Raw genomic sequence first — 12,761 nt, forward strand, 5'->3', positions numbered from 1 at the left:
CACTCGAGCCGCCACGGCTGGCCAATCAGGGATCGACCTGGGCCATCAGTTCCGGAATCGATTCCGGCCGCTTGGCATAGCGCTGCGCCAACACCGCACAGACCATCAGTTGAATCTGGTGGAACAGCATCAGCGGCAAGATCAGCAAACCAATGGTGCTACCGGCAAACAACACCTGCGCCATCGGCACGCCGGTCGCCAGGCTTTTCTTCGAACCGCAGAAGAGAATGGTGATGCGGTCTTCCTGGTTGAAGCCGAATGCCTTGCCCAGCACGGTCGAAGCCACCAACACCAGCGCCAGAACGATGCAACAGACCACCACCAGCCCGACCAGATCCAGTAACGGAATCTGCTGCCAGAGGCCTTCGATTACCGCTTCGCTGAACGCGCCGTAGACCACCAGCAAAATCGAACCCTGGTCGACGAACTTCAACCAGCTCTTGTTGCGCGCCACCCAGTTGCCGATCCAGCGCCGCGCAATCTGCCCGGCAATGAACGGCAGCAGCAACTGCACGCTGATCTTGAGGATGGCGTCGAGGGTCGAGCTGCCTTCGCCGTGCACATTGAGCAACAGGGTCACCAGTAACGGCGTGAGGAAAATCCCGAACAGGCTGGACGCCGCCGCGCTGCAAATCGCCGCCGGGATGTTGCCCCGTGCCAGCGAGGTAAAGGCAATCGCCGACTGCACCGTGGCGGGCAGCGCGCACAGGTAGAGCATGCCCATGTACAGGTCATTGCCGATCAGCGGCGACAGCAGCGGCTTGAGCGCCAGGCCGAGCAGCGGGAACAGCACGAAGGTCAGGCTGAACACCAGCAGATGCAGGCGCCAGTGCCCGGCACCGGCAATGATCGATTCGCGGGACAGCTTGGCGCCATGCAGGAAAAACAGCAGCGCGATGGCGATGTTGGTCAGCCAGCCAAAACCGACCGCGACCTGGCCGCTGGCGGGCAGCAGGCTGGCGAGTGTCACGACGCCGATCAGGGTCAGGGTGAAGTTGTCGGGTAACAGACGGGGGCGAGTCATGGGGTTGATCATCCGGGGGTTGCCAGTACGTGAAAGCGACTCTAACGTGACTGGGAATTACCGACTAACGCCGATGAGCCAGCCGATGCCGCCTAAAGGACATGACAAGAGTGTTCGACGCAGTGTTCCCGGGATTTCCAGCCTGCCACGACCGCTCTACGGCCGTACCGAATCGCTGCCCAATCGCGCCCTGACCCGGCGCCACAGCCATCCGTGGGTGCAGCTTTCCTATGCGATTGCGGGCGTGCTCGAAATACAGACCGGCGTCGGGCGTTTCGTCGCCCCGCCAGAGCGGGCGGTGTGGATACCGGCGGGCATGCCGCACCGGGTGTTCAGTTCGCCGCGCACGGAAATGCGCAGCCTGTACATCGATTGCAGCGTCTCGACCTGGGCGCCACCAGGCTGTCATGTGTTGGGGGTCAGCGATCTGTTGCGCGAGTTGATCCGTGCCTTCAGTCAGGTTCCGGTGGAGTACGATCAGAGCGGGCCGCACGGGCGGTTGGCCCAGGTGATTCTGGATCAGTTGGCGCAGGCGCCACAGATCGATTTGATGCTGCCCCTGCCCCAGGACAGCCGATTGCGGCAAATCGCCCAAAGCCTGGAGTCGCACCCCGAGCAACAGACCACCCTCAGCCACTGGAGCGACCAATTCGGCGTCACCGAGAAAACCCTCAGTCGCCTGTTCCTGCGCGACACCGGCCTGACCTTTCGCGCCTGGCGCCAGCGCTTGCGCCTGCTCGGCGCCCTGACGCCACTGGAACAGGGCGAGCGAGTGACCGACGTCGCATTGGCCTGTGGCTACGACTCGACGTCGGCGTTTATCGCGGCCTTCCGCCAGCAGTTCGGCGAAACACCGGGGGAGTTTTTTCGATAAGCCCTACACAGAACAAACTGTGGGAGCGAGCCTGCTCCGGGCGGCGTTCCGACGATGGACTTAAGAGCGCCGCGTTTAGCCAGTAAACACGCGTTATCGTTAACGATCCCGCTGTCCTTGGCGAAATCCTTGGGCACGGACGGCAGGATGTAATCCGCTCAGTTGTACACCCGCAATTCGCGCTGTTCGGCATGCACCGCGCTGGCCAGCAGCGACAGTCCGCAAATCAATCCCCGGTTAGTCCAAACTGCCGATGCCTGCGCAGCCTGTTTGCTGCTTATTACGCATTACACCAATAACAAGATCGCGAGGCTTCGATGCGTGCTCCACTCCTGCTTGCCCTGCCCCTGCTCGGCCTGCTCAGTGCCTGTTCCGAACCCTATGACCCGCAACCGCTGGCCAGCACCGGTAATGCCCCGCCATTGATCGGCAGTGCCGCTGTCGCGCAACCGTTGAGCGGTGCCGTGCCCGCCAACCCCTACATGGCCAGCAATGGCAGCAGCTACATGCATTCCGACGGCTACAGTTCCGACTCGCACCCGGGCCCCGGTCCATTGGGCCGCGACATGCAAACGAGCAGCCGCGACGGCAGCCGCAAACCGGGTGGCATGTGCCCGATCCATACCTTCGATCAGCAGGGTCGCCTGGTGGTGCTGTGCGCCAACCTGATGCAGTTCGAACTGCAACTGCTCGAACCACGCACCCTCGAACTGCTGGCCCGCTACCCGCTGCCGCCGCGTCCGTCGACTTTCCACGCGCTGATTACCCTGGACCCGGACAAGATCATGGCCGACACCTCCGGCGCCTATTTCTATGTCGACGAACAGAATCGCGTGGTCATCGCCGATGCCGAGCAGCACATCCGGCGCGTAGTGCATCGTCAGGATGAATCCGGTGCGTGGTCGTTCGAAGAAGTCGGCAATTGGGACCTGAGCGACAAGGTTCCCCACGATTGCGTGAGGCCCACCAACTGGTTTCCCAAAGGTGAATGCGACCCCATCACCGGGGTCATGCCCGATCATCAGGGCTTGATCTGGTGGATCACTCGACGCGGCCGCATCGGCACCCTGAACCCGGACACCGGTAAGGTCCAGGGCATTCAACTGACCAACGAAGAAATCCAGAACGGCATGTCGGTGGCGGCCGACGGTGTCTATCTGGTGTCCGACCACGCCCTGTACCGCTTTGCCGCCGATGCCGAGGGCAAGCCCGTGCAAGACTGGCGCGAAGTGTACGACCGTGGCACCAGGCGCAAGGTCGGCGCGATCAATCAGGGCAGCGGCACCACACCGACCCTGCTGGGCGAGCGCTACGTCACCATCACCGACAACAGCGACGGGCGCATCAACCTGCTGGTCTACCGCCGCGAGCAGGACTACGCCGGCAACCGCCTGATCTGCAAACTGCCGGTGTTCGACCACAACGCCTCGGCCACCGACAACTCGGCCATCGGCTGGGGTCGCTCGATCATCCTCGAGAACAACGCCGGCTACACCAGCGCCTTCGCGCAAAAGGACTGGCAGGCCGTGCATGGCGGCATCAGCCGCATCGACATCCGCACCGATGAGTCGGGCTGCGACCGGATCTGGGAATCGAAAGAGCGTTCGCCTTCGGTGGTCCCCAAACTCTCGGTAGGCAACGGCCTGTTGTACTTCTACACCTTCGAACCGCAAGCCAACGGCGAGAACGCCTGGTACCTGATGGCGCTGGATTTCGCCAGCGGCCAGACCCGATTCAAGGCACTGAGCGGGGTCGGCCAGGCCTTCGACAACAACTGGTCGCCGATCACCTTGGCGCCGGATGGCACGGCTTATGTCGGGACTTTCGGTGGGTTGGTTGCGCTTTGGGACAAGGAGCAACCACGCGTGAGCGCAAGCAGCGGCCAACCTTGATTTGTGGGAGCGAGCCTGCTCGCGAAGAGGCCGGCACATTCGACATCGATGTCGACAGACACTCCGCCATCGCGAGCAGGCTCGCTCCCACAGGTCCAGTGGCTGTACGCAAAATCTGCGAACCACCCAAATCACAGTGGGAGCGAGCCTGCTCGCGAAGAGGCCGGCACATTCAATATCGATGTCGCCTGACATACCGCCTTCGCGAGCAGGCTCGCTCCCACAGGTCCAGTGGCTGTACGCAAAATCTGCGAACCACCCAAATCACTGTGGGAGCGAGCCTGCTCGCGAAGAGGCCGGCACATTCAATATCGATGTCGCCTGACATACCGCCTTCGCGAGCAGGCTCGCTCCCACAGGTCCAGTGGCTGTACGCAAAATCTGCGAACCACCCAAATCACAGTGCGAGCCTGCTCGGGAAGAGGCCGGCACATTCGACATCGATGTCGCCTGACATACCGCCATCGCGAGCAAGCTCACTCCTACAGGGGATTGTGGTGTGATTACAACAACGACAAGGTGTAATTGATGATGAACCGGTTCTGATCCACATTGCGCCCGGCGTCAGTATTGGACTTGGCATTACGCAGCGTGAACCCCACCCCCTTGAACGTGCCCGATTGCAGCACGTAGTCCAGGGTCATGTCGCGCTCCCACTCGGACTGGTCACTGGCGTTTTGCGCCTTGATGTCCGTGCCCTTCAGATACACGATCGAGGCTTTCAGGCCCGGCACGCCCAGGGGCGCGAAGTCGTAGGTGTATTGCCCGAAATTGGTCTGCTCACCGGCCCGGGCAAAGTTCTGGATCATCTTGTCGGTGGGCAGGTAGACGCTGCCGCCACCCGCCCCCTTGTCCACCAGGCTGCCTTGGTTGGGCTGGACAAAGTTGCTGCCGTCGCCCACCCGTTGATGCCCCACCGATACCGCGTGACCACCGTGTGTGTAGGTGATCATCGCTGACCAGGTGCTGTTGTCGATTTCACCGTCGTTGTCGTCGGTGTAACCCGATACCCGATAGCCTTGCGCGCGGCCGGAGGCAGAGCTGTTGGCGCCGCTCGACGTGGTGCGGAAGTAGCGCAGGTCGGTGGTCAGAGAGCTGGCGCTGTCGATTGGCAGGATGTGCGTCAGGCCGAGAAAATTCTGGTTGTAGAAATCCTCCAGCTGCGCGAAGTAATACTGGGTCTTGAGATTCCTGGTGAGGTTGTAGTCACCGCCGGCGTAGTAGAACTTGTTGCTGTCCTGCGTGCTACCGGCCACCGACAGGCCTGTGCGGTCCGTCGAGGCCCGCCCTACCGCGTGCTCGAGCACACCACCGGTCAACGTCAGGCCATCGATGTCGTTCGAGGTGACCTGCGCGCCGGTAAACGATTGCGGCAACACACGGGCATCGTTCGCCAGAAGGATCGGCAATTTCGGCAGCAAGGTGCCGTAGCGAAATTCCGTCCTGGCCAGGCGCATCTTCGCCGTAGGGCCGAAGCTGCTCCAGGCGGGGATCGCGCCGTCGCCGTCGGAAGGAATCATGCCGCTACCGACGTGGCGCCCCGCGCCGCTGTCCAGCGTGATGCCGAGCAGCGCCTGGGCATCGAGCCCGAACCCCACCGCGCCCTGGGTAAATCCGGATTCATAGCGCAACACGAAACCCTGGGCCGCCTCTTCGGTTTTCGAAGGGGCCGCGCCTCCATCGCGATTGTCGCTGTTGAAGTACAGGGTGCGCATCGAGAGACTGGCCTTGCTGTCTTCGAGAAAACCATGGGCTGCGGTGTCAGCCGCCTGTGCGCACACCGAACCGGCGGCCAGCAGGACTGCGGTGGGAATCGCTCGTTTGAACATAGGGTGCTCCTGGGTGTTTCTTATCGTTATTTGAAGGTTTCACCGCCAGCCAGGACCCGATTGCCGCCCACGCAGCAACGCTCAACACGGGCGCGAAAACAGGCGCGCTCGATGAGTGGCATGAGCATCGGACGTTCGAGGTGAAGGTTGGCTGACTGGCTTGTGAAACTCTTAAAACATTTCGAGAGGCTATTATCAAACGCGGTGAAAGTAGTTTTCGTGCAGGGATAAGGCTTGTCGCGCAGGGGTATGGACGATCACTGTTTTTGCATATCGGTGCGGCGGATTTTCATCATACTGAGATCATCGGCAGCGTTCGTCGGCTGCCTGTTTGTCCCGACAAGAGCAATGGCCCATGAACAATCAAATCGAACTGTACGGCGCCAACACCGGCAACAGCCTGCGGGCAGCGATTGCCCTGGAAGAGTCAGGCATCGCCTACACCGCACGCAGGCTCGACCTGTATGCACAGGAGCATCGTGGGCCGGCCTTCCTGGAGCTTAACCCGGCCGGGAAAGTCCCGACCCTGATCGATCACGGTACGACACCGGCGCTGGTCATCAACCAGTCCAATGCCATCATCCAGTACGCCGACTCCATTGCCCCCGGAAAGCTTGCACCGGCGCAGCCAGGACCTGCACGCACCCGGGTGATCGACCGCTATTTCTTTTTCGTGACCGATGTCATCGCCCCCAGCCATGCCGCGTTTTTTCTGCACCAGGCGGGGCAGGACAAGGCGGCGGCGATCATCGATCTGCGGGTGATCGAGCAACTGACCTACGCGGAAAGTTTTTTGACGGGCGAATTCATGGCCGGTGCGCAGTTCTCCATGGCCGACATTTCGGCGTTCACCATCGTCACTGCGTTTCGTGACCGGCTGGACTGGAAGCAACTTCCACAGCTATCGCGCTGGTTCGACACCATCGAAGCCAGGCCGGCGGTACAACGCGGCCTGAATGCGTTCAAGCAATCCTGAGCGGTCAGCGAAAACAAAAATGCCCGGCACATCGCCTTCACTGTAGGAGCGAGCTCGCTCGCGATGGTCGTTAACGATTACGCGTATTTACTGGCTAAACGCGGCGCTCTTGAGTCCATCGCGAGCAAGCTCGCTCCTACAGAATCCTTAACCGAACAGCATTATGGCAACGCGCCGGGCATTTTCAGACGAACATGAAAGGTTTTTGCCTCAGTCGGTGTAGCCGAGCGCTGCCGAACGACTTTCCTGCGACTGATTGCGTGTAGCCAGGCAGTAATACAACGGGCACGTCACCACCAGCCCTACCAGCCACGACAGGTCCGCGCCCTCCACCAGATTGGCGTACGGCCCGACGTACAACGACGTGTTGGCAAATGGCAGCTGCATGATGATGCCGATGAAGTAGGCAACGATCGCGTGCAGGTTGAAACGACCGTAGATACCGCCGTCAGCACGGAAGATCGAGGCGATGTCATAGCGTCGACGCTTGATCAGGTAGAAGTCGATCAGGTTGATCGAGGCCCACGGCACCAACACCAGCAACAGCGCCAGGATCAGGCCGATGAACTGCGAAATGAAGTTCGCCGAGGCACCCAGCGCCACCACGCAGCAGCCCGCCAGCACGATGCTCGACAACACCATGCGCACCTTGATGCTCGGCGTCCACTGGCTGGCGAAGGTCTGGATCGAGGTGATGATCGACAGCACCGCGCCATACAGATTCAAGGCGTTGTGGCTGATGATGTTGAGCAGGAACAACACCATCAGGATCGGCCCCAGCCAGCCGGTGGACTGTTTGACCGCCGCCATCGCCTCGGTGCCTTCCGGGGTTGCCAGTACCGCCACGGCACCGAAGGTGAACGACAGGATCGTGCCCAGGGTCGCCCCCAGGTAGGTGGCGAAGAATGGCCGGGTGATACCGATATCCGCTGGCAGGTAGCGCGAGTAGTCCGACACGTACGGCGAGAAGCTGATCTGCCAGATGATGCCCAGCGACACCGTGGCCAACCAGCCGGACAGGTTGAATCCGCCGCGCGTGAAGAAGTCCGCCGGCAGGTCATGGGCGAAGATATAGAGGAAACCGGCGAGCAAGGCACTGCCCATCACCCAGGTGCCGATGCGGTTCAGGGTATGGATGAAGCGATAACCGATCACCCCGATGGCCGTGGCGCTGAGGGCACCGATGAGGATGCTGGCCGGCACCGGGACCGACGGCGCAATGCCGACAATCGACTTACCCGCCAACACGATGTTGGAGATGAAGAAGCCGATATAGATCAACGCCGCGAAGAACACGATCAGCAGCGCGCCGTAGCGGCCGAACTGACCACGACTCTGCACCATCTGCGGGATGCCCATGCACGGCCCCTGAGCCGATGCCAACGCAATCACCAGACCGCCGACCATATGCCCGAGGGCAATCGCCAGCAAGCCCCAGAACAGATTGAGGTGGAACACCTGGACCACCATGGCGCCGGTGACGATGGGCAGTGGCGCGATGTTGGTGCTGAACCACAGGGTGAAAAGATCGCGGGCCTTCCCGTGGCGCTCTGCGAGTGGAACGTAGTCGACCGTATGGTTCTCGATCAACGGATCTTGCCGGGACATCTGGGACATGTGCATGAACTCGAGTTTGTCTGTTCTTATCTTTGTATGAAGTCAAACCGGGGGGACTCTCTGGCCGCCCTCAGATGCCGACCATATTATGGTATTCCAAACTTTAAACAAGACTGATCCGGTCTTTGAACAAGCATCTGAGCCGGCATCCTGCCCGATTCACGCCAGCACTTTCCAGCTGAAAGCCTCGTAATCATTGAGTTTCCGACGAAAACCATACGTTTATCGGTTCACCTAAAAAGACCTTGCAATAGATGTATTACGGTATACCATCAGACCTACAAACACATAAAAATGCGTCACACCATCCGAGGACCGTCCAATGATCGATGCCGCCATCTACAAACAAGTCATGGGTTCGTTCCCTTCCGGAGTGACCGTGATCACCACCCTCGATGACGACGGGCAAATCGTCGGCCTGACTGCCAGCGCCTTCAGCTCGCTGTCGATGGACCCGGCCCTGGTGCTGTTCTGCCCCAACTACAGCTCCGATTCCTACCCGGTGTTGATCAAGAACAAACGTTTTGCCATCCACGTGCTGTCTGGCGGCCAGCAAAACGAAGCCTATGCCTTCGCGCGCAAAGGCAAGGACAAGGCCCTGGGGATCGAGTGGACGCTCAGCGAATTGGGCAACCCAATTCTGGCCAACGCCACGGCGGTCATCGAATGTGAGTTGTGGCGCGAGTATGAAGGCGGTGACCACGCGATCATGGTAGGTGCGGTGAAGAACCTGATCGTGCCCAACCAGAATGCCGGCCCGCTGGTGTATTGCCACGGCAAGATGGGCGCCCTGCCCGTTCTGGCCTGATTTGACATTTCAGTTGCAGCTATCCAGTATTATGGTATACCAACAATCATCAATGCCCTGCGCCGACGGGCCAATAACAAAAGATCCGAGGTAAGCGTCATGAAGTTTTCCCTGTTCGTACACATGGAGCGTTGGGACGAAAGCGTCAGCCACCGCCAGTTGTTCGAAGACCTGACCGAACTGACCCTGATGGCCGAGGCCGGTGGTTTCAGCACCGTGTGGATCGGCGAGCACCACGCCATGGAGTACACCATCTCGCCAAGCCCGATGCCGCTGCTGGCTTATCTGGCGGGCAAGACCACCACCATTCACCTCGGCGCCGGCACCATCATCGCGCCGTTCTGGCATCCGCTGCGGGTGGCCGGTGAATGCGCGTTGCTCGACGTGATCAGCAATGGACGCATGGAGGTCGGCCTGGCCCGTGGCGCCTACCAGATCGAGTTCGACCGCATGGCCGGCGGCATGCCTGCCTCCTCCGGCGGCCAGGCGTTGCGGGAAATGGTTCCGGTGGTGCGGGCATTGTGGAACGGCGACTACGCCCATGACGGCGACATCTGGAAATTCCCCACCTCCACCAGCGTGCCCAAGCCGATCCAGCAGCCCAACCCACCGATGTGGATCGCCGCCCGTGACCCTGACTCGCATAACTTCGCCGTGGCCAATGGCTGCAACGTCATGGTCACGCCGCTGATGAAAGGCGACGAAGAAGTCCTCGACCTGAAGAACAAATTCCAGGCCGCGCTCGACAACAACCCTGGCGTACCGCGCCCGCAATTGATGGTGCTGCGTCACACCCACGTGCACACCGCCGACGATCCGCAGGGCTGGGAAGTCGGGGCCAAGGCGATCTCGAAGTTCTACCGCACCTTCGATGCCTGGTTCGGCAACAAGACCACTCCGGTTAACGGTTTCCTCGCGCCGAGCCCGGAAGAGAAGTTCGCCGGTCGCCCTGAGTTCGAACTGGAAAGCCTGCACACGACCGCCATGATCGGCACCCCGGAAGAAATCATTCCGCGCATCAAGTACTACCAGGAACTGGGGGTCGACGAATTCAGCTTCTGGTGCGATAACAGCCTGCCCCACGCGGAGAAGAAAAAATCCCTGGATCTGTTCATCAAGCACGTGGTGCCAGCGTTCCGCTGATTGCGGCGCCCTGCGACATCAACTGTAGGAGCGAGCCTGCTCGCGATGGACGCCAACGATAACGCGCGCCATCTGAATGACTGCGTTGCCCCGAAGTTTTTCGCGAGCAAGCTCGCTCCTACAGGCATCATTTGTCCTGTGGGAGCAGGCGTTCCCACAAGGGTCGATTTCAATGATGACTGGTCGTCTCCCACCACTCGCCCTTCCCTGCTGCGCCGCGCGGGCTTACCTGCGCGGCGGATGGACCGCTTCGCACCTGCATTTCAAGCGCCTGCGCGCCAGCGTTGCGGCCAAGCAGAACGGCTTCTGGCAAATAGTTCACTGAGCCCACCCGAACAGCCAATCACGCACCTCGCGTCTCGCCATTGCATGGCGCGTACGGTGCATCGTGTTTCGCCTTGATCAGGTTTGCCCAATGAACAATAACAACGCGCTGTTGATCATCGACATGCAGCAGGAGGACGCCTTCGTCCTGGAAAACCTCGACAGAGTGGTCGCCCATACCGCCGCCCTGCTCGATACCGTCCGCCGTCAGCGGATGCCTGTCTTCTATACCCGCCACATCAATCAGGCCGACGGCAGCGACCTGCCCTACGGCGAACCCCTGGCCGCCGACGGTGGCCCCGGCACTTACCGCGCCGGCACCCGACAAGTGGAAATCATCGAGTCGCTGACGCCGCAGCCCGGTGAATTGATCATCGACAAGGGCCGTTACAGTGCCTTTCACCGCACCGACCTCGATGCACGACTCAAGGCAATGGAGGTCGACACGCTGATCGTCTGCGGTGTGCTGACCGACGTCTGCGTGCTGACCAGTGTGTTCGATGCCTTCGCCCTCGGTTATCGCGTGCGCCTGGTCAGCGATGCCTGCACCACGACCACCGAGGCCGGGCATTACTCGGCCCTGCTGATCATGGCCAACTGGGTCTACGCGCTGGAAATCCTCACCACGACCGAGTGCCAGCGCGCCCTGCAACAACAAGATCACATCAGCCTGATTCCCGAGCGCCCAGACCTGTTCGCCCACCAGCCCCATGAGCTGCAAAGCACCATCGCCCGTCTGCAATCCCGTCTCGTCCGGACTCAGGAGTGATCGCCATGCAAGTCGAAAAAAGAAGCATCGATTTCATCCCCGAGCCTGAACGCCACGGCAAGCCGGGTTCGCTGTTCTATATCTGGTTCGGCGCCAACATGAACATCACCACCATTGCCTCCGGCGTGTTGCCGGTGGTGATGGGGCTCAACCTGTTCTGGAGTGCGCTGGCGATCATCATCGGCTCGTTGCTGGGGGCGATCTTCATGGCCTCCCACTCGGCCCAGGGACCGAAGCTGGGCATTCCGCAAATGATCCAGAGCCGGGCGCAATTCGGCGTGTTGGGGGCGGTGCTGCCGCTGCTGTTCGTGATGCTGATCTACCTGGGCTTCTTCGTCAGCAACACCTTGCTCGCGGCCCAGGCGCTGGAGTCGGTCAGCCCGCTGTCGATGTCCGGCAATATCTACCTGATCGGCGCGCTGTGCTTCGTCGTCGCGCTCTATGGCTATCGGTTGATCCACCGCTTGCAGAAGCTGCTGTCGATTCTGTCGCTGGTGGTGTTCGTGGCGGCCACGGTGCTCGCCTTGCAGTTGCCGATCCCGGCCGAACAATGGCTGCCAACCGGCTTCTCGCTGTCGAAGTTCCTGGTGGCGGTGAGCATTGCCGTGACCTGGCAACTGTCCTACGCGCCTTACGTCGCCGACTACTCACGCTACCTGCCGAGCAGCACGCCGACTGCCCAGGTGTTCTGGTACAGCTACGCCGGCACGGTCAGCGGCGGCGCGTGGATGATGATTCTCGGGGCGATCCTGAGCGTCGGCATCGGCGACTTTTCCAGCAACGTCGGTGGGCATGTCGCCGGTCTGTTCGGCGCTGGCGCGGTGCTGCTGTTCGCCTTCATCGTCTACGGTCAGGTGTCGATCAACGTGTTCAACCTGTACGGCGCGTTCATGTCGACCATCACCGTGATCGAGCCTTTCGCCCGACTCAAGGTGACCCCGCGAGTACGCGGTGTGTTCATGCTGCTGATCAGCCTGGTGGCCACGGCCCTGTGCACCATCAGTCAGGACGATTTCATCAACTTCTTCCTCAACTTCATCTTCTTCATGAGCTATTTCCTGATCCCGTGGACGGCGATCAATCTGGTGGACTACTACTGCCTGCGCAAAGGCCAGTACCGGATTGACGACATCTTCGACCTGAACGGGATCTACGGACGCATCAACTGGATCGCCTGCGGCAGTTTCCTGCTGGCGATTGCCCTGGAAATTCCGTTCATGAACACCACGCTGTACGTCGGCCCGGTGGCCACGGCGCTGGACGGAGTGGATCTGGCGTGGGTCGTCGGGTTGCTGGTGCCGGCGTTGAGTTATTACTGGCTGATGAAGCTCGGCAAGCGAGCGCCGATGATGGAGTCAGCGGCCGACTAAATTTCAGACAAAAAAAATCCCAGGCAGCTGATGGACGCCTGGGATTTAAAAATGCATAAACCGTGGTGGTGAACGCGGCGCGGATATTACGGAATATTTCGGCCTGTAACAAGATATTTTTATTCACTATCCAGT

The 12,761-nt window shown here is 60.6% G+C and carries 10 protein-coding genes; 7 read left to right on the top strand and 3 right to left on the bottom strand.

Going from position 1 to position 12,761, the window contains the following annotated elements:
- Positions 1-25: 25 nt before the first annotated feature.
- A complete protein-coding gene (locus AC3ITA_RS17395; protein WP_095942947.1) occupies positions 26-1,024 on the bottom strand; it encodes a bile acid:sodium symporter family protein in 999 nt (332 codons plus the stop codon).
- An 85-nt stretch (positions 1,025-1,109) separates the two neighbouring features.
- Here AC3ITA_RS17395 and AC3ITA_RS17400 point away from each other — a divergent pair, with 85 nt between their 5' ends.
- Positions 1,110-1,898 carry an AraC family transcriptional regulator gene (locus AC3ITA_RS17400; protein WP_095942903.1) on the top strand — a complete coding sequence of 263 codons (789 nt, stop codon included), beginning with the start codon at positions 1,110-1,112 and terminating at the stop codon, positions 1,896-1,898.
- A gap of 317 nt (positions 1,899-2,215) precedes the next feature.
- Entirely contained in the window at positions 2,216-3,790 is a 1,575-nt protein-coding gene (locus AC3ITA_RS17405; RefSeq protein ID WP_489278038.1) for a PQQ-binding-like beta-propeller repeat protein, read from the top strand.
- Positions 3,791-4,293: 503 nt separating this feature from the next.
- Here the strand turns inward: AC3ITA_RS17405 and AC3ITA_RS17410 are convergent.
- A complete protein-coding gene (locus tag AC3ITA_RS17410) occupies positions 4,294-5,619 on the bottom strand; it encodes an OprD family porin (protein ID WP_489278040.1) in 1,326 nt (441 codons plus the stop codon).
- Between the two features lie 355 nt (positions 5,620-5,974).
- Between AC3ITA_RS17410 and AC3ITA_RS17415 the strand changes: the two genes are divergently transcribed.
- Positions 5,975-6,595, top strand: coding sequence for a glutathione S-transferase family protein (locus AC3ITA_RS17415; protein WP_150674222.1), 621 nt, complete (start codon positions 5,975-5,977; stop codon positions 6,593-6,595).
- Positions 6,596-6,805: 210 nt separating this feature from the next.
- Here the strand turns inward: AC3ITA_RS17415 and AC3ITA_RS17420 are convergent, their stop codons facing one another.
- Complete coding sequence (locus AC3ITA_RS17420; RefSeq protein ID WP_095942898.1) at positions 6,806-8,212, bottom strand: purine-cytosine permease family protein; 1,407 nt, start codon at positions 8,210-8,212, stop codon at positions 6,806-6,808.
- Between the two features lie 322 nt (positions 8,213-8,534).
- Between AC3ITA_RS17420 and AC3ITA_RS17425 the strand changes: the two genes are divergently transcribed.
- From AC3ITA_RS17425 to AC3ITA_RS17440, 4 genes are all read left to right on the top strand, one after another.
- Positions 8,535-9,020 (top strand): flavin reductase family protein, encoded by a 486-nt coding sequence (locus tag AC3ITA_RS17425; RefSeq protein WP_095942897.1) that lies wholly within the window; start codon positions 8,535-8,537, stop codon positions 9,018-9,020.
- Between the two features lie 99 nt (positions 9,021-9,119).
- On the top strand, positions 9,120-10,163 hold the full coding sequence (locus tag AC3ITA_RS17430; protein WP_095942896.1) for an LLM class flavin-dependent oxidoreductase: 1,044 nt from the start codon (positions 9,120-9,122) through the stop codon (positions 10,161-10,163).
- A gap of 415 nt (positions 10,164-10,578) precedes the next feature.
- Entirely contained in the window at positions 10,579-11,256 is a 678-nt protein-coding gene (locus tag AC3ITA_RS17435) for a cysteine hydrolase family protein (protein WP_095942895.1), read from the top strand.
- 5 nt (positions 11,257-11,261) lie between these two features.
- Positions 11,262-12,626, top strand: coding sequence for a purine-cytosine permease family protein (locus AC3ITA_RS17440; RefSeq protein ID WP_489278042.1), 1,365 nt, complete (start codon positions 11,262-11,264; stop codon positions 12,624-12,626).
- Positions 12,627-12,761: the final 135 nt, after the last annotated feature.

The organism is Pseudomonas sp. GL_090 (assembly GCF_057837765.1).